Origin of the sequence: Streptomyces sp. S465 (genome assembly GCF_026898115.1) — a bacterium.
GTDB lineage: Bacteria > Actinomycetota > Actinomycetes > Streptomycetales > Streptomycetaceae > Streptomyces > Streptomyces luomodiensis.
This window is the reverse complement of the sequence record NZ_CP114036.1, coordinates 9,215,050-9,238,068: the sequence shown is the minus strand read 5'-3', so window position 1 is coordinate 9,238,068 and position 23,019 is coordinate 9,215,050. Positions and strand designations below refer to the sequence as shown.

Genomic DNA, 23,019 nt, shown 5'->3' with positions numbered 1-23,019 from the left:
TCCGGTTCAGCGCTTGAGCGGCTCGAAGGCCGTCTCCTTGATGCGCAGCGCGGTGAACCCGGCGACGACGGAGGTGAGGACCAGGTAGATCGCCGGGATCCAGGTGCTGCCGGTCGCGGCGATGAGCGCGGAGACCAGCAGCGGTGCGGCGCCGCCGAAGATGGCGGTGCCGAGGTTGTAGCCGACGCCGTAGGCCACGGTGCGGACCCGGGTGGGAAAGAGTTCGGCGAGCGTCACCTGCATCACGCCGTTGGTGCCGGCGAAACAGACGGCCATCAGGACCGCGCCGACGACCGCCGTGGCGAAGGAGCCCCGCGTCAGCAGCCAGTAGCAGGGGAAGCCGATGACGACCATGCCGAACGCCGAGCCGCTGAGCAGCTTCTTGCGGCCGATCCGGTCGGAGAGGCGTCCGGCGTAGAGCACCGCGAAGGTGCCGACGGCCAGCATGATGGCGGTGACCAGCAGCCCTTCGAGGCCGGAGAAGTGCATCTCGTCCTTCATGAAGGACGGCATGTAGATGAACAGGACGAAGTAGCCGGAGCTGTTGAGCAGCGGCAGCACGATGGTCAGGCCCATCGCGCGGCGGATCTCGGGAGTGGTGAACGCCTCCTTCAGCGGGCTGCCGGTCACCGCGCCCTTCTGCTCCGCCTCGGCGAACTCCGGTGACTCCGCGGAGAGCCGGCGGACCACCAGGCCCACCACGCCGAGCGGCAGGGCGAGGAGGAAGGGCAGCCGCCAGCCCCACGCCTCCATCTGTCCGGTGCTGAGCACCGCGGTGAGCAGGGCGGCGAACAGGGTGCCGAGGAGCATCGCTATGAACGTGGCGGCGTTGGCATAGCTGACCACCCGGCCGCGGCGGCCGTCACCGGCGTGTTCGGCGAGGAAGGAGTTGCCGTTGCCGGGCTCGCCGCCCATCGCGAAGCCCTGGACGAAGCGCAGCAGCACCAGGCCGATCGGCGCCCAGACGCCCACCGTCGCGTAGCTCGGCAGAACGCCGACCAGGGCGGTGGACAGGCTCATCATGGTGATGAGCACCAACAGGACTCGTTTGCGCCCTATCCGGTCGCCCCACGATCCGGCTACGGCGGCACCCACGGGGCGGAAGAAGAAGGGAATGGCGAAGGCTGTGAAGGTCAGCAAGACGCTCGTGGTGGAGGCGCCGCTGGGAAAGAACACGACCGCGAGGGTTCCGGCCACGAAGCCGTAGACGGCGTTGTCGTACAGCTCGATGAAGACACCGATGAGACCCCCGACGATGGACACCTTCGTCGCCTTCGTGGTGGCCCCGAGTGGCTGCGCGTGCGGCGGAGCCGCGGATACCTTGCTGTTCACGGGCACAACCTTTCACAAAGTGACGTCGTCGTCAGTACTTTGGCCCGTCATTATTTCCTCGGTATTGCCGATGGGTATACCCGGCGGCATTCGGAATCCAGCTCCCGATACCGGCATTAGAGAAGCTGATTTCTGGTGGATCGCCGGGCCGGCACGGCGCGGAAGGGTATATCAGCGACGCAGCGACTCGACGGACCGGGCGAGTCCGGCGACGGCCTCGCGGATGATTTCCGAGGACAGTGCGAAGCTGGCGCGGAAATGTCCCGGACAGCCGTAGGAATCGCCGGAGATGACCACGACGCCGCTGGTGTCCAGGAAGTGTTCGGCCAGTTCCGCGTCGGTGGTGATCCTTTTGCCCGAGGGGGTGACGGACCCCATCAGCGCGGAGGCGTCGACCCAGACGTAGAAGCCCCCCTCGGGGGCGGTCGGCCGCAGTCCGTCGATCGCGGCGAGGCCCGAGACGAGGAGGTCCCGTCGTTCGGTGTAGACGCCCACGGTGCGGTCGATGAACTCACGCCCGCCGTCGAGCGCCGCGACCGCCGCGGCCTGGCTCACGGAGGACGGGCAGGAGGAACTCTGCGACTGGAGCGTGCCGATGGCGGCGCAGAGCCCGGCCGCCCCCGCGCCGTAGCCGATCCGCCATCCGGTCATGGCGTACGCCTTCGACACACCGTTGACGAGGAAGATCCTCCTCCGCAGGTCGGGTGCGACGGTCACCGCGCTGGGGACCGGTCGCGCGCCATAGTTGATCTCGTCGTAGATCTCGTCGCAGAGGATCGAGACATGCGGGTGGGCGCGGACGACGTCGGTGAGGCCGCGCAGCTCCGACTCGCTGTAGACGGCGCCCGTGGGGTTGTTGGGCGTGTTGAGCACGACCCAGGTGGTCCGGTCGGTGATGGCCTCGCGGAGCCGGTCCGGGGTGAGCTTGTATCCCTCGTCCGCCGTGGTGGCGACGGTGACGGGCCGCCCGCCGTTGACCGTGACCATGTCCGGATACGACACCCAGTACGGGGCCGGGACGATGACCTCGTCGCCTTCGTCGAGAGTGGCCATGAAGGCCAGGAAGATGAGCTGTTTCGCGCCGCCGCCCACGCAGATCTCGTCCCCTGCGTAGGACTGCCCGGTCTTCCTCAGCAGCCGGGCGGTGATGGCCTTCTGCAACGCGGGGGTGCCGTTGGCCGAGGTGTATTTCGTCTCCCCGGCGCGGATCGCGGCTATGGCCGCTTCCTTCACATGGTCGGGGGTGTCGAAGTCGGGTTCGCCGATCGTCAGCGGCAGCACCTTGCGGCCCGCCGCCTGGAACTCCCGTACCCGGTCCGCGACCCGGGAACTCGGTGACTCCTTGACACGGGACATGCGCTCGGCCGGCGCGGGCGCCCGGAGCGTTGTGGGGTTCGTCATTCCTTCTCTCCTTGGGTGGGTCACACGAGTGCCGCGAAGGCCGTGCGCGCGCGCAGGGCGACGCGGTCCAGCAGACGGCGCCGCTCCAGGTAGGCGGCGGTGGCGGCGGACGCGGTCGTGCGGTGGAAGCGGATGGTCTGGCCCGGTCTGAGCTGCGCCGCGTGGTCCAGTGCACGGGAGGTGAGCACCGCGAGGACCGGGTATCCCGCGGTGATGCCGCGACCGCGCATCAGAACGAGCAGTTCGTCACCGGCCGGGGCCTCGACCGCGCCGATCGGCACCCCGCGGGAGAGCACCTCCCCGGTGACCGACCGCCGGGGCACGGGTCCGGCGACCCGCATCCCGACGTGGTTGATGCGCGGGGTGACCGTGTACGGGGAGTCGTACAGCCGCTGGAGCCCCGGCCCGAACTCGGCGGCGTCCGGCCCGTCGACCACGTCCAGGACCGAGGAGACCCGGCCGACGTCGCGGGGGATGCCGAAGTGGAACACGGTGGCACCGAAGCGGCGGTTGACCAGCGGCGGGTGGGAGCGCAGCAGCGGCAGCACGGTGCCGGAGGTGACCTGGGTCCCGAACCCGATCATCGAGTCCGGTGCGCAGCTCCCCATCAGCCGGGGCACGTCGAAGGACCCGTGTACGGCGACGTAGGCACGCAGTCCGGCGTCGGAGATGCCGACCCGCACCGTCTCACCCGCGCGCACCGACAGCGGCGTCCAGGCCGGGCGGGCACGGCCGTCGACGGTGGGTTCGGCGGGCGCGCCGGTGACGGACAGCAGGACGTCGTGGCTGGGCCGGAAGGTGATCCCGAAGCCGGTGGCCTCGATGAGCGGGTCCGTGGGCGCGTTGCCGGCCAGGGCGTTGGCGGCGCGGGCGGCGAACTGGTCGAGGGCGCCGTTGACGGCGAGTCCTCGCGCGGGTCCCGCGACCCGGCCGAGGTCGGTGACGACGCACACCCTGGCGGAGTCGACGTGCAGTTCGGGGCGGTCAGTCATCGTGGCGGTACCTCATCGGGGTGCCGAGCAGCTCCGCGTAGCCGGTCTCGTCGATGGGCAGGAACCGCACCCGGTCCCCCGGCCGGTACGGGACCACGGTGTCGGTGTCGGTGCGCAGGATGTCCAGCGGGGTGCGGCCGATCTGCCGCCAGCCGCTGGGAGCGGCGACGGGCCCGATGACCGTCTGGCGCCCGGCGACGGAGACCGCGCCGGGCGGCACGCGCAGCCGGGGCGTGGCCAGCCGTGGAATGGGCAGGCCGAAGCCGGGTCCGTCCATCATGGCCGAGGCCGCCGGGCCGCCCAGGCAGCGGATAAGAGGTTCCCCGGCACACACGAGGTCGATGATCTTGGGCACCGGGTGGCCGACCACGTCGGCCACCCACTCCAGGTCGGGGCCGGCCTCGCCACCGAAGAGCACCGGCACGTCGATGACGCCGCCGATGACGCCGCCGCCGGCCGCGCCGCTCTCGCCGGCCGGCGCGGCGGTGTCCCAGGAGCGGATGAGCGAGGCGATCTCCTCACCCGTGGTGTAGTACGGGTCGAACTCCACGAGCACCGCGTCGTAGGTGGGCACGGCCGTCACCGTGGGATGGATCCCCCCGTGGTTGAGCCATCCGGCGAGCCGGTGCACGGCCGTCCACACCTGGTCGGTGTCGTCGCCGTCGACGGCGACGCGCACAGCGGCGTCGCCGCACAGCGAGATGGCCATCGTCGTCGCTGCGCGCGTGTCCGTCATGCGGCCGGCGCGCCCAGTACCTCGTCCAGGGGCGCCAGCCGGACACCGGCGGCCTGAAGTTCGTCACGGATACGGGTCGCGAGCTGGAGGGCCGCCGGGCCGTCGCCGTGGAGCTGCACGCAGTCCGTCCGCACCGCGATGTCCTTGCCGTTCCGGCTGGTGATCAGCCCCTCGGTGACCATGCGGACGGTCCGGCGGGTGACCTCGTCCGGGTCGTGCAGCACGGCGCCGGGCTCGGACCGCGACACCAAAGTGCCGTCGTCCTCGTAGGCGCGGTCGGCGATGCCGACCATGGCCATGCGCAGGCCGCGTTCGCGGGCCACGGCGGCCATCTCGCCCTCCTGCATCAGGATCACCAGTGACGGGTCGAAGGCCTCGACGGCGTCGGCGACGGCCTCGGCGTAGTCGCGCCGGGTGACGACGAGGTTGCCCAGGCGCCCGTGCGGAGCCAGGTGCTCGATCCGGGTGCCGTGCGCGCGGGTGAACGCGGACAGCGCCCCGATCTGGTACAGCACGTCGGTGCGCACCTCGTCGGGGGTCAGGTCCATCGCCCGGCGTCCGAAGCCCACCAGGTCGGGGAAGCTCGGGTGTGCGCCGATGCGGACGCCGCGCTCCACGCAGGTCCGTACGGTCGTGTCCATCACCCGCGGGTCGCCCGCGTGGAATCCGCAGGCGACGTTCGCGGACGTCAGCAGTTTCAGCAGTTCGGCGTCATTGCCCATGGTGTAGGCCCCGAAGCTCTCTCCGAGATCCGCGACCAGATCGACAACAGGCACAGTGCTGCTCCCTCCCTTTGGAAAACCACCAGACCGTGTCTGGCCCAGACGCTAGAGCGGGCGGGACCGGAGAAGAAGCGCACATCAGGAAGGCCCATGGCCGCATAGCGGTTCGCGATGGGTGCGTACACGGGGGTGTGGAAACACGCCGGGACTCGACCAGACTTGGTTCCCTCAGCCCCTCACGAAAGGCCGGCCCTCCCGTGAAGATCACCCGCATCGAGACGTTCCGGCTGCCGCCCCGCTGGCTGTTCTGCCGGGTGGAGACCGACGACGGCATCGTCGGCTGGGGCGAGCCCGTGGTCGAGGGCCGGGCGGAGGTGGTGCGCACGGCCGTGGCCACCCTCGCCGAGTATCTGATCGGTCAGGACCCGTTGCGCATCCAGGATCACTGGCAGGTCCTCACCAAGGGCGGGTTCTACCGTGGCGGCCCGGTCCTCTCCAGCGCCGTCGCCGGACTCGACCAGGCGCTGTGGGACATCGCCGGCAAGGCGTACGGAGTACCGGTGCACGCGCTGCTGGGCGGCCCGGTCCGCGACGCGGTACGGGTCTACGCCTGGGTCGGCGGGGACGAGCCCGCGGAGCTGGCCGAACACATCGCCGCGCAGGTCGAGGCCGGTTTCACCGCGGTGAAGATGAACGCCGCCGGGCGTACCTCCCCGCTGCCCACGGCCGCCGAGACCGCCGCCGTGGTGGAGCGGGCGGCGACGGCCCGCGAGGCCCTGGGCCCGGACCGGGACATGGCAATCGACTTCCACGGCAGGTTCACACCCGCCGGCGCGCGCCGCGTGCTGGAGCTGATCGCACCCCTGCACCCGCTCTTCGCCGAGGAGCCCGTACTGCCCGAGCACACGCCACTGCTGCCACGGCTCGTGGAGTCCACGGCCGTCCCGATCGCCACCGGTGAACGGCTCTTCTCCCGCGCCGAGTTCCTGCCCGCGTTCCAGGCCGGTATCGCCGTGGCACAGCCCGATCTCTCGCACGCCGGGGGCATCTCCGAGGTGCACCGCATCGCGGCGGTCGCCGAGACCTTCGGCGCGCTGCTCGCGCCGCACTGTCCACTCGGCCCGCTCGCCCTCGCGGCCAGCCTCCAGGTCGCGTTCGCCACCCCGAACTTCCTGATCCAGGAGCAGAGTCTCGGCATCCACTACAACAAGAGCGCCGACCTGCTGTCCTACGTGCTCGACCCGGCCCCGTTCCGCTTCACCGACGGCCACGCCCAGCGCACCACGCTGCCCGGACTCGGCATCACCGTGGACGAGGCCGCCGTACGCCGGGCCGACGCCTCGGCGCCGGCCTGGCGCAACCCGGTGTGGCGCCACCCCGACGGAAGCTTCGCCGAGTGGTGAGGTGACCGGATCTCCAGCCGCTCATGGACCACGTGCGCCGGACCGTCTCCTTCCTGCGCACGTGGCTCCCTGCTTCCCGGTTCCTGCCGGGTTCAGATGACGCCCTGGGCCAGCATCGCGTCCGCCACCCGCTCGAAGCCCGCGATGTTCGCGCCCGTCACATAGTCATCGGGGGCGCCGTAGCGCTCGGCGGTCTCATGGCAGGTGGTGTGGATGTTGTTCATGATGTGGGTCAGCTCCTCCTCGACCCGCGCCGCCGTCCACGAGGTACGGGCGTGGTTCTGGGCCATCTCCAGGGCGCTGACCGCGACGCCACCGGCGTTGGCCGCCTTGCCGGGCCCGAACGCGACGCCCGCCTGCTGGAACAGGTGCACCGCCTCCGGGGTCGTCGGCATGTTGGCGCCTTCCGAGACCGCCTTCACCCCGTTGCGGATCAGAGCGACCGCATCCTTGTCGTCCAGCTCGTTCTGGGTGGCCGACGGCAGCGCGATGTCGGCCGGAACCTCCCAGACCCGCCCGCCGGGCACGAAGCGGGCCGAAGCGCCCCGACGCTCGGCGTACGTATCCACCCGGCCGCGCTCGACCTCTTTGACCTGCTTGAGGAGGTCGAGGTCGATGCCCTTCTCATCGACCACGTAGCCGGACGAATCCGAGCAGGTCACGGCATTGGCACCGAGAGCGGCCAGCTTTTCGATGGTGTAGATGGCGACGTTGCCGGAGCCGGAGACGACCGCCGTCCGGCCTTCCAGGTCCTCGCCGCGCTCGCGCAGCATCGCGGCCGCGAAGAGGACGTTGCCGTATCCGGTGGCCTCCGGCCGGATCAGCGAGCCGCCCCAGCCCTGACCCTTGCCGGTGAGGACGCCGGCCTCCCAGCGGTTGGTGATGCGCCGGTACTGGCCGAACAGGTAGCCGATCTCCCGGCCGCCGACGCCGATGTCACCCGCGGGCACGTCCGTGTGCTCGCCGATGTGCCGGTACAGCTCCGTCATGAACGACTGGCAGAACCGCATGACCTCCGCGTCGCTGCGCCCGTGTGGGTCGAAGTCGCTGCCGCCCTTGCCGCCGCCGATGCCGAGGTCCGTCAACGCGTTCTTGAAGATCTGCTCGAACCCCAGGAACTTGATGACGCCGAGGTTCACCGACGGGTGGAAGCGCAGGCCGCCCTTGTAGGGGCCGAGCGCGCTGTTGAACTCCACCCGGAAGCCCCGGTTGACGCGAACGCGGCCCTGATCGTCCTGCCACGGCACCCGGAAGATGACCTGCCGCTCCGGCTCGCACAGCCGCTCGATCAGCCCGGGGTCGGCGTACTCGGGGCGGGCCGCGACGACCGGCGCCAGCGTCTCCAGAACCTCGTGGACGGCCTGGTGGAACTCCGGCTGGGCCGGGTTGCGGTGCTCGATCTCGGTGAGCAGGTGCGCGAGCGTGGTCTTCGTCTCGGATCGCGTGGTCACGTAAACCCTTTCTGGCACAGCTGACACCGGATCCGGTACGGGGAGGGCCGGCTCGCTCCAATACCGCCCGGTGGGGGGCGCTCGGCGCCATTGCCGTGCGCGGGACACTTAAGTGTTACGCGCATGTAACAAGCTGACCAGTACCCGGGTCCAGGTGCGACCACTATGCGAGACCAGAGCTTCACATACCGCCCCATAGCGAACTCGACGGCACCATCGATCCGGGCCGGGTCTTCGACGCCACGGCACTTGAGCGCCTGCTCCGACCACCGCGCCGCTGTTCACCATCAGACCGGACGAGGCCGCCCAGGCCGGGCTGACGAACCTCCTCGCCCCGCACTCGCGCGCGATCTGCGCGCGAGCGGGGTGCGAGCATGCCCGCGAGTTCCTGGTGGGCGGCGTCCAGCGACTCGGCGGAACGGATGCCCGGAGCAGCCGCCGCGAAGCTGCGGTCGCTGTTGGAGGAGCTTGTCACCGTCCGCAACCATCCGCTGTCCGAAGCGGACTGGAAGCACTTCGATACCCTCCAGGAGGAGGGCATTCACCAACGGGACGGCGGCTGGCCGGATGAGCGCCTTCTCGTGCAGGCCGACTACGAGGTCCAGGTCACCGACCGACGCTGGCTGGAGCATCTGCGGCCCGGCCTGAGCTGGAAGGCCTGCCGGACGAGCCACCAGCCAGTCTCAGGCTCGCCCAGCACTGAACTCATGAGTCTTCGCGGAATGTTGAGGTCGCACAGTGACCAACCACGATGAGGCGGCGGCTGTCCGACCGTTGACCCTGGATTGGGTGAACCGGCACCTGGAGGCCGGTGAACGGGTCGTCAAAGCCGAGGCGCTGCACGGCGGCATGACTGCCGAAATGCGGAGGCTGACCATCGGCATGCGGGACGGAGGCACCCGTGACCTGGTGCTGCGGAGCTTCGTCGACCCGTTCTACGTGGAGCACGCCGAGGATGGGCTGAACCGGGAGGCCGGCGCCCTGACCCTGCTCGCGGGGACCGGCGTGTCGGCTCCTGGACTGGTCGCGGTGGATCCGACCGCCGCGCATTGCGAGTATCCGTCGCTCCTGATGACGCATCTGGCGGGCCGGACGGTCCTGGGTGATGAGGGATTGGAGACGCGCGTTCCTCTGCTGGCCCGTCAACTCGTGGCGATCCACGCGGTGCGACCCGCTGTGCGGCCCCCGGAGTATGTGGCGTTGACGACCGCCGACACCGTCGTGGTTCCGCAGGGCGCCGACAGGGCGGTATGGGCCGCGGCGACCGACGTGATCCGCGAGCCCGCGCCACCCTATGAAGGGCGATTCCTGCACCGGGACTTCCAACCCGGCAACGTGCTGTTCGACGTGGAGCCCTCAAGGCCGGCAGGTGCCCGGATCACCGGCGTCGTCGACTGGGCAGCGGCCTCCTGGGGCCCGGCGGATCTCGATGTGGCGCACTGCTCCACCAATCTCGCGCTGCTGCACGGCCCGGGGTGGGGTCTGCGGTTCGCTGAGGCGTATGAGGAGGCCGGCGGGGTGCTGGCCGCGGCCGCGCGCGAGCGGCTGTACTGGCAGGTGCGGGACGGGCTGGCGTGCTCGGAAGAGGTGCGGTTGGTGTCGCGGTCGTGGCGGGAGGCAGGGAGGACAGAGCTGACGACACGCGCGGTGGAGGAGCGGCTGGATGCCTATGTCACCGCCGTGATGGACGCGCTGGGCTGAGGAAAGGCGGTCCGGGGCGCGGGCCCGGCCTCATCGTTCACCGCTCCATCAGGGGGGATCGAGCGGACCCTGGGGGATCGCCGGTCCGGCCAGTGCCCGGGTACGACCAGCAAGCCGCGGGCGGTTTCGATCCGGCTGCGGAACAGGGTCATGCGAAGGTCACCTCGGCCATGGCGTGGCGCTGCTCGCGGTGCGTTGCGATGCGCAGGGTGGCATGTCCGTCGGCCGGTGTGCCGGAGGCCAGCAGGTGCTCGCCCGCGAAGGCGGGACGCCGCAGCCGGTAGGACACGGAGCGCACGCGGCGGGACGGGGCGTTGCGCCGTGCCAATTCCAGCATCGCCAGTACCAGGAGCGGGCCGTGGACGACGAGGCCGGGGTAGCCCTCCTCGCCCTGGGCGTACGGCGCGTCGTAGTGGATGCGGTGCGCGTTCGCGGTCAGGGCGCTGAAGCGGAACAGCAGTGGGGGGTCCGGCTGAAGCGGAAGCCGCCAGGTCTCGTCGGACGCCGGTGCGGGGCAGGTGTCGAGGTCCGCCGGATGCTGCCCGGCGCTCCGTCCCGACCGGTAGACGATGTCCTGTTCCTCGACCACGCGTGTACGGCCCTGCTGAAGGTACTCGCTGCGCACCGTGACGAACAGGAGTTCCCCCGTCGTGCCCTGTTTGGTCGCGACTGTGCGCACGCCGCTGATGCGCTGGGCGGGCGCACCGACACGCAGCGGTTCGAAGACCTCGCAACGTCCTCCGGCGAACATCCGCTGCCGGTGAGGGATGGGCGGCAGGAAGTGGCCGCGGCGAGGGTGCCCGTCGGCTCCCAGGTCCCGCTGCGCCGGCCAGTGCAGGAAGTACAGCCAGTGCCACAGCGGCGGCAGGGGGTCGCCGGCCGCCGCGACCGGTTCGGGCTGGTCCAGCAGAGCCGACATGGCGGCCACCGGGGCGACTGGCAGGGCGTCGTCGTCGGTGACCGCCCCGGGGCTCCACGATTCCACGTACGGACCGAGCTTGCTGCGAGCGCTGTGCATGGCTTCTCCCGATATCGGTGGTGACGCGCCTCTCCCGCGCCGTCCCCCGCACATCACATGGCACATGGCCTGGTCGGCATGGGCTGCGGCAGGTCGGCCGCAGAGTGTTTTCGGTCCGGGGGTGCGGGTCCCGGTGTCGCTCGTTCAGCCCTTGGCCTGGTACTCCCGCAGCAGGCCGCGGCATATGACGGTCTTCTGGATCTCGCTGGTGCCTTCGCCGATGAGCAGGAACGGGGCCTCGCGCATGAGGCGCTCGATCTCATACTCCTTCGAGTAGCCGTAGCCCCCGTGGATACGGAAGGCCTCCTGGGTGACCTCGGCGCAGTACTCACTGGCAATGAGCTTGGCCATGCCGGCCGCGACGTCGTTGCGCTCGCCGGTGTCCTTCTGGCGCGCCGCGTTGACCATCATCAGGTGGGCCGCTTCGACCTTGGTCGCCATCTCGGCCAGTTTGAAGGCAATCGCCTGGTGCTGCGCGATCGGCTTGCCGAACGTCCTGCGCTGCTGGGCGTAGTCCATGGCCAGCTCGAACGCCCGGATGGCGATACCGCACGCACGCGCCGCCACGTTGACCCGGCCGACCTCGACACCGTCCATCATGAAGGCGAAGCCCTGGCCCGGCGTCTCCCCCAGAATCTGGGTGGCGGGGACGCGGAACCCGTCGAACACCGCCTCGGTGGTGTCCACGCCCTTGTAGCCCATCTTGGCGATCTTGCCCGGGATGGTCAGCCCCGGCGCCACCTCTCCGAACCCCTCCGGCTTGTCCACCAGGAACGCCGTCAGGTTCTGGTGCGCCTTCTCCGCGCCTTCCTCGGTCTTGGCCAGCAGCGCGATGAGGTTCGAGGTGCCACCGTTGGTCAGCCACATCTTCGTCCCGTCGATGAGGTAATCACTACCGTCGCGCCGGGCCCTGGTCTTGATCGCGGCCACGTCGGATCCCAGGTCGGGTTCGGACATGGAGAACGAGCCGCGGATCTCGCCGGCCGCCATCTTCGGCAGATACTTTCGCTTCTGCTCCGGTGTGCCATGCCGGGAGATCATGTGCGCCACGATGAAATGCGTATTGATCACACCCGACACGCTCATCCACCCGCGCGCGATCTCCTCGACCACCAGGGCATAGGTCAGCAGCGACTCTCCCAGTCCGCCGTACTCCTCGGGGATGGTCAGGCCGAACAGGCCCATCTCCTTCATGCCCTCGACAATGTCGGCCGGGTAGGCATCGGCATGCTCCAGTTGCTGCGCATACGGAATGATCTCCTTGTCCACGAACGACCGGACGGTGGACAGCATTTCGGACTGCACGGTGGTGAGACCGGCGGTCCGGGCCAGACGGGCCATGTTCGACTCCTTGACTAACTCAGCAATGCCATGACATGGGCGAAATCGCACCTGGCCGGTTCCGGCAGCGTGATGGGGCGGGCGGTGGCCTCGGCCGCCGAGACCAGCGCTGGGAACGGTGCCGGGAGGCCGAGCAGGTTGACGCCGAATCGGAAGGGGCGCGGGTTCATCGTCCCGTCCGCCGGATCGCGTATACGGAATTCCTCCGGTCGGCGGTGACGTACATCGTCCCGTCAGGTCCGACCGTCAGTCCCCCGGATCGCGCGTAAGGCTGCTTCAGGTGGCCGACCGCGAGGCCGGCGGCGAGGACCCGATGCTGCCCGTCGTGTGCGTTCACCGAGAGCACCTGGCCCGCTGCGGTGTCCAGGACGACGAGAGATCCGTCGGGTGCGACGGCGACCGCTCGTGGCGTGCCGAGCCCCCTGGCGATCTCCGTGACCGCTCCGGACTTCGGGTTGATCTCGAGCAGTCGGCCCCCGGTCGTGTCGGTGACCAGCAGGTTGCCGTCCCGGGTGAGGATGAGACCGGTCGGGGCGCCGAGGTTTTCGGCCAGCGGACGGGGCGTGGTGCCGACGATGTGGATCAGGCGGCCGGTTGCGGGTTCGGAGACCACGAGGCTGCCGTCCCCCAGCTCTACGGCGTCCGCGGGCTTGTCGAGCCCGTCGACCGCGCGGACCGGCTCACCGGTGGTGCGGTCGACCACCTGGACCGTGCCGATCAGTTCCGACGTCAGAACGAGATGCCGCTTGGTGGCGCTGATCCCGGAGGGGAACTGTAGTTCCGAACTCAGCCGCCGGGCGATTTCGGTGACCTTTCCGGTGTGCGGGTCCACCCTCCGCAGGGCTGTGCTGTCGGCGATGTAGAGCGTGTTTCCCTCGGATGCGATGTCCTGGGGGAAAGCGAGCGGGCTCTTGGTCAGTGCCCGGCCGGCCCCGGTGGTGAGGTCGACTCGGACGACGCTGCTGTCGGCCATGTTGCTGACGTAGGCGTGGTCCCGCCGGTCGATGACCATGTTGTCGGCGGCCGCGGGCAGTACGGCGACCGTTTCCTTCGCGCCGGTCGCGAGGTCGACTCGGATGAGCTGTCCCGTGGCTCCGTCGAGGGTGTAGAGGCGGTCGTGGGAATCGAACCGGACCGAGACCGGCTGACCGAATCCGGTGGCGACGGTGCTGGTCGCGCCCGTGTGCGGGTCGATGCGCACCACTTCACCGCGTTTTCCGAGCGGACCGTAGATCATCCCGTCCGGGCCGAACGCGAAGGCGTTGAGCCAGCCGAGGTCACGCGCGACGAGCCGGGGCGCGGCGATGCCTTTCGGATCGATCTCCCAAAGATTGTCGGCGAAGAAGGTCTGCCCGACGAACAGGCGTTTTTGGGACCGGTCGAAGGCGATGGAGTTGACGCCGGGAAGGTTCTGCGCGAGCGTCCGGATCCGGCCGTCGCGGTCGCGTTCTTTCACCGCGCCGGCCAGCGGGTCGGTCCAGAGGATCTCTCCCGAGGGTGCCACGACGAGATCGTCGGACCGGCCGTGCGGCTGGGCCACGAGGGCACCGGCCTTCCCGGTGGCGGGGTCGATCGTGGAGACGGTTTCGCTCGCGAGGCTCGCGGCGAGGAGGCTGCCGTCGGGCGCGAGGGCCAGGCCGTTGACGGTGTGCAGCGCGGTTCCGGTGACGATGCGCTTGACCCGGTAGCCGGTGGTGCCATTGCTGGTCGCGGTCGCGGTCGCGCAGGAGGTCGTCAGGGCAAGTGAGGCGATGATGATCAGAGCGGTCGTCACACGTCGAGGGATGCGCACGGTTCTGTCCTCCGCAGGGGTCGGGCTTCCGGGGGCCGCGATCGCGGCCCCCGGAGGCGAGGGCTCAACGCCCGAGTTGATCCGCGCTCGCGTAGATCGATTTGAACTCGAGGTAGTTGTCGAGTGCCTCGGGCCCGAGCTCGCGGCCGATACCGCTGCTCTTCACACCGCCGAACGGCGCACCGAGGTCCTGTAGGTAGTAGTTCACGCCGATCGTGCCGGTGCGAACGCGACGTGCGACGGCGAGGCCGCGTTCCTCGTCCGAGGTCCAGACCGAACCACCGAGTCCGTACTCACTGTCATTGGCGAGCCGGACCGCCTCGTCGTCGCCGTCATAGGGAGTGACGGTGATGACCGGGCCGAAGATCTCCTCTTGGGCGATCCGTTCGGAGTTGTCGACGTCGGCGAAGACGGTGGGCTCGACGAACCAGCCGCGGGACAGTTCGGCGGGGCGGCCGCCGCCGGCCACGAGCCGGGCGCTCGACCCGCGGCCGAGGTCGATGTAGCCGAGGACGCGGTCGAGCTGCGCCTTGCTGGCCATGGGTCCGCAGGTGACGGCCGGGTCGAGGGGATCACCGACCGTCATGCCGCGGGCGAACTGCGCGACGGCCTCGACGACCTCCTCGTAGCGTGAGCGGGGTGCGAGGATCCGCGACTGGACGGTGCAGGTCTGGCCGTTGTTCTGGAAGGACGCGTCGCCGAGCCCGGCGACGAAGGTGGCGAGGTCGGCGTCGTCGAGCACGATGGCCGCGGACTTGCCGCCCAGCTCCAACGTACAGCGGCGGATCAGCCGTCCGCACTCGGCGCCGATGAGCCGGCCGGCCGCGGTCGACCCGGTAAAGGCGATCTTGTCCACCAGCGGGTGTGACACGAGCGCGGCGCCCGCCTCCCGGCCGGCGAGCACGATGTTCAGCACGCCGGGCGGCAGCCCGGCTTCGGCGGCGGCATCCCCCAGGACGTACCCGTCGAGTGCGGTCTCCGGGGCGGGCTTGAGCACGAGGGTGCAGCCCGCGGCAAGCGCCGGGGCGATCTTCATCATCGCGAGGACCTGCGGGTAGTTCCATGGGGTGATCGCTCCCACGACCCCGACAGGCTCCCGGCGGACCACGGTGGAACCGGACGGGCTGGGCCGCACGTCCTCCAGCGGCAGCGTCTCGATCGCATCGGCGTACAGGTGCAGCAACCCGGCGGGGGCGGCGCCGTTGAAGGCGTTCGACAGCCCGATCGGCATCCCGTTCTCGCGGCTGACCAGCATCGCGGTGCCGTCGGCGCGGGCAGCCAGCGCGTCGGCGAACCGGCGCATGACCGCCGCCCGTTCGGCGGCGGTGGTCCGGCCCCACGGGCCCTCGTCGAGGGCGCGGCGGGCGGCCCGGACAGCGGCGTCGATGTCCGCGTCCGTGCCCAGGGACGCGACGCCCAGCGGGGTCTCGGTGGCCGCCTCCAGCGCCACGTGGGTCTCGGTTCCCCGCGGCGCGACCCACTCGCCGTCGATGAAGAAGCGCGTCCGGTCGAGCTCGGTCCTCGACTCCGAGGTGACGGTCATCCTGCCTCCATGTGTGGGTTCGTCAGGTTGCCCGGCGGACCGATGACCCGCCGGTCGTACAGGCCGCCGATCTCGGCGGCGGTCAGGCCGAGGACCTCGGCCAGGACGGTCTCGGTGTCGCGGCCGAGCGCCGGGCACTCGCCCGCGGGACCGTGGTCGCCGTCGAACCGCAGTGGCGACCGCGCGGTGATGGCCGGCCGTCCGCACGGCAGCTCGACGTCGGCGAGCACGGCGTGGGCCTCCCTGCGGTGGTCACCGACGACGTCGGCCATGCCCCGGTAGCGGCCCCACAGGACACGGGCGGTGTCGAGCTCCTTGCCGACCTGGGCCAGGTCCCGAGCGGCGAACCACGGCCGGATGACCGCGGCGATGGTCTCGCGCAGCCGGTACCGCTCGGACTCGTCGGCGAGGTTCGCCTGCAACGCGGTTTCGAGCGCGGTGAAGACCTCGGCGGTGCCGGTCACCGTCCGAAGCGCCCGCCACTGGCCCTCGGTGAGCGCCACGACCATCACGCGCTCGCCGTCCCGGCAGGTGAAATCGACGCCGAAGCTGCCGTAGACGTGGTTGCCCTGCCGTGGGCGCTCCCCCTGCCGGTCGGCGGCCTCGGACAGCCAGCCGAGGTTCGCGACCCCGGCGAGCGCCACGTCGGACAGGGCCAGCTCGATGTAGGAGCCACGACCGGTGCGCGCCCGCTGGTGCAGGGCGGCGAGGACCCCCGTCGCGACGCTCAGGCCCGCGATGAGGTCCCACGCGGGCAGGACGTGGTTCACCGGGCCGGCCCAGTCCTCGCCCCCGGTGATCAGGGGGACGCCGGCCTCTGCGTTGACCGTGTAGTCGACCGCCGGCCGGCCGTCGGGGTGGCCCTGTAGGCGGACGTGGACGAGGTCGGGCCGGCGTTCGGCCAGCCGCTCGTGTGCCATCCACCGTCGCCCGACGACGTTGTCGATCAGTACGCCGCGGTCGGGTCCGGGCGCGGCCGCCAAGGCGAGGACCAGCTCTCGGCCCTCGTCGCCGCGCATGTCGACCGCGACCGAGCGCTTGCCCTTGTTCAGCGACGCCCAGTAGTAGCTCTCTCCGGTGGGCGCCACCGGCCAGCGCCGGTGGTCGCTGCCGCCACCGATCGGGTCGATGCGGATCACGTCCGCACCCATCTGGGCCAAGGTCATGCCGCCGGTGGGTCCGGCGACGAAACTGGCACACTCCACGACGTGCAAACCGTCCAGGGGACGACTCACCGGTCCTCCTTCCGTACTGGCCGAAAGCGCACCTCGGCCGCGTCATCGGGGCCGAAAACCGGCTCCGCCGGCATGCCGATGCTCAGCTCCGCGGGCTCGGCCCCCACGATGTTGGTGATCAGCTCCGGCCCCTCGGCCGGCTGGACGACCGCGACGGTGCAAGGCGGTTGCGGCGCCGGTTCGGGCAGGTAGGCCGTGTGGGGGGCTCCATCGTTGCCATGGACGGGCGCGACCGTGCGGCACTGGCCGGCGGCGAGCGCGGTCACGGCGGTGAGCCCGGCGTCGGCCAGGGCCGCGCGCGGTGCCCGGCCGCCCAGGTCGTCGGCGGACAGGCCGGGCAGCCGGCCGAACGTGGTCGTCCCGACCCCGACGGCGGCGGTGCGCAGCGGGCTGCTCGTGGTCATCGCTCTCCTCGGTTCTCGTGCGGCGCGTGTGCGCCGGGGACGAGGACGGCACGGCCGACTACCCGGCGCTCGTCGAGATCGGTGAAGGCCCGGACCGCGTCGTCGAGCGGGTAAGCGGCCAGGACGGGCCTCACCCGGGCATCGGCGACCATGTCCATGGCGTCGGAGAAGGCCGACATCGACGTGGAACCGGAGCCGGTGATGACGGCCTCCTTCGCGAACACGAAGGCCGGATGCACCCGCAACGGCTCACCGCCGACCTGACCGGTCAGGACGTAACGCCCGGCGTGTGCGAGCGCGCGGAAGGCCTGCCGGAAGACAGCCGGGTGACCGGTGTTGTCCAACACGACGTCAGCGCCGTGCCCCTCGGTGGCGTCGAGCACGTCCTGCCACGTCTGGTCGCCCATCGTCAGCACATGGTCGGCGCCGAGGGAGCGCAGCCGTCCGGCCTTGCCGACGTCGCCGGTGAGGGCGACGACGCGGGCGCCGAGCGCACGGGCGACCTGCACCGCGTGCAGGCCGAGGCCGCCGCCCGCACCGGTGACGAGCACCGTCTCGCCGGCCCGCACCCGCGCGATGCGGCGCAGCGCCTGGAGACCGGTTCCCACCGCGCACGCCACGACGGCGGCCTCCGCGAGGGGCACCCCCGGCGGCACCGCCAGCAGGGCCGACTCGCGCAGCACGACGTACTCGGCGAACCCGCCGTAGGTGAACGACCGCTGCGCGCACCGCAACTCCTCGCCACTCGTACACGGGCCGCAGTACCCACAGGTGCTGAACTGCTTGGTGGCGACCGGGTCGCCGACGGCGAAGCGCCGCACGGCAGGTCCGGCCTCGACAACGGTGCCGGCGACCTCGTGGCCGAGCACGGCCGGGAGCGGGACCGTCAACAGGCCCGTGCGATCGGCCTGGTCGTGTCCGCAGACGCCGCAGGCCGCGACCTCGACGAGGACTTCGTCGGCCGCGGGACGCGGCCGTTGGAGGTCGATGACGGTGACGGCGCCGGGTCCGCCCGGACGTGTCAGAACCGCGGCGCGCACGGAGCGATCACCTTGCCCGGGTTGAGGATTCCGTGCGGGTCGAGCGCCTGTTTCACCGCGGTCTGGAGGGCCAGCACCGGCGGCGGCAGTTCCCGCTCGAGCCCGGCTCGTTTCAGCAGTCCCACGCCGTGTTCGCCGGTGACGGTGCCACCCAGTGCGAGGGCGTCGTCGAGGATCGCCTCGAAGGCGGCCTCCGCCCTGGTCCGTGCCGCGGTGTCGTCGGCGGGGACGATGAGCAGCGGATGCAGGTTGCCATCGCCGGCGTGGGCGACGTTGGCGATGAGGACGTCGTGCCGCTGTCCGATGCGCTCGATCCGGCTGAGCATGTCCGGAACCGCGGCGCGGGGCACGCAGACGTCCTCGGTCAGCACCAGCCCGATGCGTTCGAGTGCCGGGTACGCCAGCCGTCGTGCCGCGAACAGGGCGTCGGCCTCCTCGGCGTCGGACGACGCGACCGCCCAGGTGGCACCGGCGCCGGTGAAGCAGGCCAGCATGGTCTCGGCCTCGTGGTCACCCGCCTCGCCCGGCGCGTCGGTCCGGCCGAGCAGGACGACGTCAGCCTCTGCCGACAGCCCCATGTTCTTCCAGGCGTCGACCGCGGCGAGGGTGTGGCGGTCGATCAGCTCGAGCGCCGACGGCATGATGCCGGCGGCGCCGACGGCGGCGACAGCGCGCCCCGCGTCGGTGAGAGAGCCGAAATAGCCGGCGACCGTGCGTTCGGGCTCCCGCGCGGGGCGCAGTCGCACGGTCACCTCGGTGACGATGCCGAGGGTTCCCTCGGAGCCGACCATCAGTCCGGCGAGGTCGTAGCCGGCGACCCCCTTGGCGGTGCGGCGACCGAGTCGGACGAGCTCCCCGGTGCCGGTGACGACCTGGATGCCGAGCACGTAGTCGCGGGTCACCCCGTACTTGACGCAGCACAGCCCGCCGGCGTTGGTGGCGACGTTGCCGCCGATGGTCGACCAGGGCGCACTCGCCGGGTCCGGCGGATACCACAGCCCTCGTTCCGCGCAGGCGGCGCGCAGGTCGTCGTTGACCACGCCGGGCTCGACGACGGCGAGCCGCTCGGTGGCGTCGATCTCCCGGATGGCGGTCATCTGCTCGGTGGAGACCACGATCCCGCCGTCGACCGCGTTGGCGCCGCCCGACAGACCGGTGCCCGCGCCCCGTGGCACCACGGGTACGCGATGCCGCAGGCACGCGCGCACCACCTGCCCGACCTCCTCGGCACTGTGCGGGCGCACCACCGCCACCGGCTCACCGTGCGGTGCCCACACGGCCTCGTCGCGCAGGTAGCCGGCGACGATGCCAGGATCCTCCAGCACCCGGCCGGCGGGCAGTGTCCGGCGCAGGTCCTGGACCACGTCCGCGCTCAGCATGGCTCACCCCCCTCGACGGCGGGGACGCCCGTGGCGCGGAGGCGAGTCATCCGCTCCTCGAGCGCGGAGCGGTACTGGGCGACCGTCCTGAGCTTGACGCCCTCATAGCCACGGACCAGGTCCGGCAGCCGCGCCGTCTCGACCGCGAGCGCGTGGGTGTCCGATCGCACGGACCGGGCGAGCTCGGTGATCACGCTTTCGTACTCGGCGATCAGCTCGCGTTCCACGCGGCGTACCCCGGCATGGCCGAACGGATCCAGCCGCGTGCCGCGGAGCCGCCGGGCGGCCACCAATGCGCGGAAGACCGGACGGAACCAGGGGCCGAGCTCCAGCTTGCGGCGCATGCCCAGCGCGCGCAGCACCGGTGGGTGCAGCCGGTAGGAGATGCGGGCGTCCTCGCCGAACCGAGCGCGGATGGCCCGCTCGTTCGCGCGGTCGAGGGAGAGCCGGGCGACCTCGTACTCGTCCTTGTAGGCCATGAGCTTGTAGAGGTTGTGGGCGACCGCTTCGGCCAGTGCCGTCGCGCCCGGCACGGCGACGGCCTCGGCCTGGCGCACGCGCTCGACGTTCTCGACGTAGCGGCGGGCGTAGCCGGCGTTCTGGTACGCGATCAGGTCCGGTACGCGGATTCTCAGCAGCCGGGCGAGTTCGGTGTCCTCGGCGGCGCCGACCCTGGCCAGCAGCTCCCGCGCGGTGGAGTCGAGCGGTGGCGGTGGTGCGGGCTCGCCGCGCAGGGAGCGCAGCGTGGCTTCCAGGGCGGGGCGGTCGGCCACGAACTGCCGGCCGCGGCGGAACGCCTGCACGTTGGTCTCCGCCTTGGTCCCGTTGAGGGTGATCGCCTCCTCGATCGCGGAGTCCGGGATCGGCAGCGCGCCCAGCTGGTAGGCCACCCCGGTCAGCAGGAGGTTGGCGTACTGGTCCTGGCCGAACAGCACCTCGGAGAGTTCACGGGCGTCGAGGGCGGTCATCGCCGTGGCGTCGGTCGCCTCCCGGATGCGGCCGAGCAGCGCGTCCTCGTCGGGGAAGCCGACGCTGGTGTCGGTGACCATCGCGCCGGTGGGCACGGGTGAGGTCGAGACCACGGCGACGGTGCGGCGCGGATCGGCGACGGCGAGGTATCGCTGATCGGCGGCGACGAGCACATCGGCGCCGAGGTAGAGATCGCACTCTCGCTCGGCCGCCTTGTTGGCGTGGGCCTGACCGATCTTGATGTCGGAGACGACGGCGCCGCCCTTCTGCGCGAGTCCGGTCTGGTCGAGCGAGCGGACGGGCAGGCCGGCGATGGTCGCCGCGCTGCCGAGGATCTGCGACAGGGTGACCACTCCCGAGCCGCCGACCCCCGTCACCCGCACGGTGAACCGCTCGGCCGAGAACACCCACGCCGGCTTGGGCAGCCCAGCTGGGACCGGGTCGGCGACCGGCCGCGTCGCCCGCCCCTTGGACGGCACCACCGTGAGGAAGGACGGGCAGTCCCCGGCGAGGCAGGAGAAGTCCTTGTTGCACGACGACTGGTCGATGCGGGTCTTGCGGCCGAACTCGGTGGGGACCGGCTGGACCGACAGGCAGTTCGACTTCTCTCCGCAGTCGCCGCAGCCCTCGCAGACGCGCTCGTTGATGACCACCCGTTCGACGGGGTCCGGGGCCAGCCCGCGCTTGCGCTTGCGGCGCAGCTCCGTCGCACACTCCTGGTCGTGGATCAGCAGGGTGACACCCTCGGTGCGAGCGAGGGTCTGCTGCGCCTCCGTGAGCCGGTCACGGTGCCAGACCCGCACCCCCGGCGCGAGCCGGGCACGCCGGTAGCGGCGCGGGTCCTCGGTGGTGACGATGATCCGGCGCACGCCCTCGGCCTGCATGGCGCGGGTGATCTGCGGGATCGTCAGCACACCCGCGGGCTGCTGCCCGCCCGTCATCGCGACCGCCGAGTTGTACAGCAGCTTGTAGGTGATGTTCACCCCGGCGGCCACGGCCGCGCGCACGGCCAGGCTGCCCGAGTGGTGGAAGGTGCCGTCGCCGAGGTTCTGCAGCAGGTGGTCCCTGGACAGGAAGGGCGCCATGCCCACCCACTGCGCACCCTCGCCGCCCATCTGCGTCAGCCCGGTGATGTCGCCGGTCTGCCCGGGATCCATCATCAGCACGAGGCTGTGGCAGCCGATGCCGGCACCGACCAGCGACCCTTCGGGTGCCTTGGTCGAGGAGTTGTGCGGGCAGCCCGAGCAGAAATACGGCGTGCGGGTGGCAAGGGGCAGCAGGACTCGCTGCCGCGGCGATCGCCGGGCCGCCACCCACGCCTCGACGGAGGGGAAGCCGCCGTGCTCGCGGAGCCGGACGGCGAGGGCCGCCGCGATGCGGTCCGGGTCCAGCTCGCCGTCGGACGGGATGAGGGCGGCGCCGTCCGGCCCGCGCTTGCCGCTGACCACTGGCGCGTCCGGACGACCGTACAGCAGGGCCTTGAGGGCGGCCTCCACGAAGGACCGCTTCTCCTCCACGACGATGATCTCGCGCACGCCGGCGGCGAAACGGCCGATCACGTCCGGTTCGAGTGGATGCACCATCGCCAGGTGCAACAGCCGGACGCCCCGGCGGGCCAGCTCGGCGTCGTCCAGACCGAGGATGCGCAGCGCCTGGCGAAGGTCGTGGAAGGTCTTGCCCGGCGCGACGATCCCCAGGCGGTCGCCGGCCCCCGCGCCGACCATCGTGTTCAGTCCGTTGACCGCGGCGTAGCGCCGGGCGATCTCGAGCCGGGCCCCGTCGCGACTGCGCTCGAGCCTGCCGAGATCCGGTTGCAGCATCCTGGCGGTCATCTCGTGGGCGAACGGCTGCCCGTCGACGATGAGATCCGGGGCCACGGGCCGGACGCGACCGGGGTGCACCTGCGCGGTGCCGGTGCCGTCCGCGACGTTCGTGGCGATTTTGAAGCCGACCCACAGACCGCACGCCCGGGACAGTGCGACGGCGTGCAGCCCCAGGTCGAGCACCTCCTGCGGGTCGGCAGGGCAGAGCGTCGGCATGCCCAGGTCGGCGAGCAGCAGCTCGGAGCTGCCGGGCACCGTGGAGGACTTCGCCGACGGATCGTCCCCGACGAGGGCCAGTGCACCACCGGCGGGGTGGGTGCCCATCAGGTTGTTGTGCCGCAGCGCGTCCGAGGCCCGGTCGAGGCCCGGGGACTTGCCGTACCAGTAGCCGGTGACCCCGTCGACGCGCCGGTCGGCCGAGGCCGCGGCCAACTGCGCGCCCTGGACCGCCGTCGCCGCCAGCTCCTCGTTGACGCCGGGCCGGAACACGACGTCGTGCTCGGCCAGCAGAGCGGCCTGCCTGCCCAGCTCGAGGTCGTAGCCGCCAAGCGGTGATCCCTCGTAGCCCGAGACGAACGCCGCGGTCTTCAGCCCGGCCCGGCGGTCGGACCTGCGGACGTCGATCGGGAGCCGGGCCAGGGCCTGTACCCCGGTCAGGTGGATGAGCCCCTCGGTCACCAGGTAGCGATCCTCGGGACTGAGGCGCGGGGCGGGCTCGTTCATGTGGTGGTTCCTTC

Annotated in this window: 18 protein-coding genes; 3 read left to right on the top strand and 15 right to left on the bottom strand. The window is 71.1% G+C overall.

Annotation, left to right across the window (positions count from 1 at the left end):
• Positions 1 to 6 precede the first annotated feature (6 nt).
• The 5 genes from N6H00_RS38720 to N6H00_RS38700 form a co-directional block, all read right to left on the bottom strand.
• Complete coding sequence (locus N6H00_RS38720) at positions 7 to 1,332, bottom strand: MFS transporter (RefSeq protein WP_268976584.1); 1,326 nt, start codon at positions 1,330 to 1,332, stop codon at positions 7 to 9.
• Between the two features lie 171 nt (positions 1,333 to 1,503).
• Positions 1,504 to 2,733, bottom strand: coding sequence for an aminotransferase class I/II-fold pyridoxal phosphate-dependent enzyme (locus N6H00_RS38715; protein ID WP_268976583.1), 1,230 nt, complete (start codon positions 2,731 to 2,733; stop codon positions 1,504 to 1,506).
• A 20-nt stretch (positions 2,734 to 2,753) separates the two neighbouring features.
• Positions 2,754 to 3,725: a biotin-dependent carboxyltransferase family protein gene (locus N6H00_RS38710; protein WP_268976582.1), complete on the bottom strand. Its 972-nt coding sequence runs from the start codon at positions 3,723 to 3,725 to the stop codon at positions 2,754 to 2,756.
• Complete coding sequence (locus N6H00_RS38705) at positions 3,718 to 4,461, bottom strand: 5-oxoprolinase subunit B family protein (RefSeq protein ID WP_268976581.1); 744 nt, start codon at positions 4,459 to 4,461, stop codon at positions 3,718 to 3,720. Before N6H00_RS38705 ends, N6H00_RS38710 begins: the two co-directional genes overlap by 8 nt.
• Complete coding sequence (locus N6H00_RS38700) at positions 4,458 to 5,237, bottom strand: LamB/YcsF family protein (protein WP_268976580.1); 780 nt, start codon at positions 5,235 to 5,237, stop codon at positions 4,458 to 4,460. Before N6H00_RS38700 ends, N6H00_RS38705 begins: the two co-directional genes overlap by 4 nt.
• A gap of 203 nt (positions 5,238 to 5,440) precedes the next feature.
• Between N6H00_RS38700 and dgoD the strand changes: the two genes are divergently transcribed.
• A complete protein-coding gene (gene dgoD, locus N6H00_RS38695) occupies positions 5,441 to 6,586 on the top strand; it encodes a galactonate dehydratase (protein WP_268976579.1) in 1,146 nt (381 codons plus the stop codon).
• A 92-nt stretch (positions 6,587 to 6,678) separates the two neighbouring features.
• Here the strand turns inward: dgoD and gdhA are convergent, their stop codons facing one another.
• Positions 6,679 to 8,037, bottom strand: coding sequence for an NADP-specific glutamate dehydrogenase (gdhA, locus tag N6H00_RS38690; RefSeq protein ID WP_268976578.1), 1,359 nt, complete (start codon positions 8,035 to 8,037; stop codon positions 6,679 to 6,681).
• A gap of 374 nt (positions 8,038 to 8,411) precedes the next feature.
• On the opposite strand from gdhA, the gene N6H00_RS38685 reads away from it, so the two are divergent.
• Entirely contained in the window at positions 8,412 to 8,792 is a 381-nt protein-coding gene (locus N6H00_RS38685) for a hypothetical protein (RefSeq protein WP_268976577.1), read from the top strand.
• Complete coding sequence (locus N6H00_RS38680) at positions 8,776 to 9,738, top strand: phosphotransferase family protein (protein WP_268976576.1); 963 nt, start codon at positions 8,776 to 8,778, stop codon at positions 9,736 to 9,738. Before N6H00_RS38685 ends, N6H00_RS38680 begins: the two co-directional genes overlap by 17 nt.
• Positions 9,739 to 9,886: 148 nt before the next feature.
• Here the strand turns inward: N6H00_RS38680 and N6H00_RS38675 are convergent, their stop codons facing one another.
• The 9 genes from N6H00_RS38675 to N6H00_RS38635 all read right to left on the bottom strand — a co-directional run bounded on the left by N6H00_RS38675 (position 9,887) and on the right by N6H00_RS38635 (position 23,005).
• Positions 9,887 to 10,756, bottom strand: coding sequence for a hypothetical protein (locus tag N6H00_RS38675; protein WP_268976575.1), 870 nt, complete (start codon positions 10,754 to 10,756; stop codon positions 9,887 to 9,889).
• 144 nt (positions 10,757 to 10,900) lie between these two features.
• Positions 10,901 to 12,097 carry an acyl-CoA dehydrogenase family protein gene (locus N6H00_RS38670; protein WP_268977273.1) on the bottom strand — a complete coding sequence of 399 codons (1,197 nt, stop codon included), beginning with the start codon at positions 12,095 to 12,097 and terminating at the stop codon, positions 10,901 to 10,903.
• 166 nt (positions 12,098 to 12,263) lie between these two features.
• Positions 12,264 to 13,871 (bottom strand): outer membrane protein assembly factor BamB family protein, encoded by a 1,608-nt coding sequence (locus N6H00_RS38665; protein WP_268976574.1) that lies wholly within the window; start codon positions 13,869 to 13,871, stop codon positions 12,264 to 12,266.
• 82 nt (positions 13,872 to 13,953) lie between these two features.
• Complete coding sequence (locus N6H00_RS38660; protein WP_268976573.1) at positions 13,954 to 15,432, bottom strand: aldehyde dehydrogenase; 1,479 nt, start codon at positions 15,430 to 15,432, stop codon at positions 13,954 to 13,956.
• Positions 15,429 to 16,667, bottom strand: coding sequence for a CoA transferase (locus N6H00_RS38655; protein ID WP_268976572.1), 1,239 nt, complete (start codon positions 16,665 to 16,667; stop codon positions 15,429 to 15,431). The genes N6H00_RS38660 and N6H00_RS38655 overlap by 4 nt, the downstream gene beginning before the upstream one ends.
• Positions 16,664 to 17,071: a Zn-ribbon domain-containing OB-fold protein gene (locus tag N6H00_RS38650; protein WP_268976570.1), complete on the bottom strand. Its 408-nt coding sequence runs from the start codon at positions 17,069 to 17,071 to the stop codon at positions 16,664 to 16,666. Before N6H00_RS38650 ends, N6H00_RS38655 begins: the two co-directional genes overlap by 4 nt.
• Positions 17,068 to 18,111, bottom strand: a complete 1,044-nt coding sequence (locus N6H00_RS38645; RefSeq protein WP_268976569.1) for an alcohol dehydrogenase catalytic domain-containing protein — start codon at positions 18,109 to 18,111, stop codon at positions 17,068 to 17,070. The genes N6H00_RS38650 and N6H00_RS38645 overlap by 4 nt, the downstream gene beginning before the upstream one ends.
• On the bottom strand, positions 18,093 to 19,490 hold the full coding sequence (locus N6H00_RS38640; RefSeq protein WP_268976568.1) for an FAD-binding oxidoreductase: 1,398 nt from the start codon (positions 19,488 to 19,490) through the stop codon (positions 18,093 to 18,095). Before N6H00_RS38640 ends, N6H00_RS38645 begins: the two co-directional genes overlap by 19 nt.
• On the bottom strand, positions 19,484 to 23,005 hold the full coding sequence (locus N6H00_RS38635; RefSeq protein WP_268976567.1) for an indolepyruvate ferredoxin oxidoreductase family protein: 3,522 nt from the start codon (positions 23,003 to 23,005) through the stop codon (positions 19,484 to 19,486). Before N6H00_RS38635 ends, N6H00_RS38640 begins: the two co-directional genes overlap by 7 nt.
• Between the last annotated feature and the right edge of the window lie 14 nt (positions 23,006 to 23,019).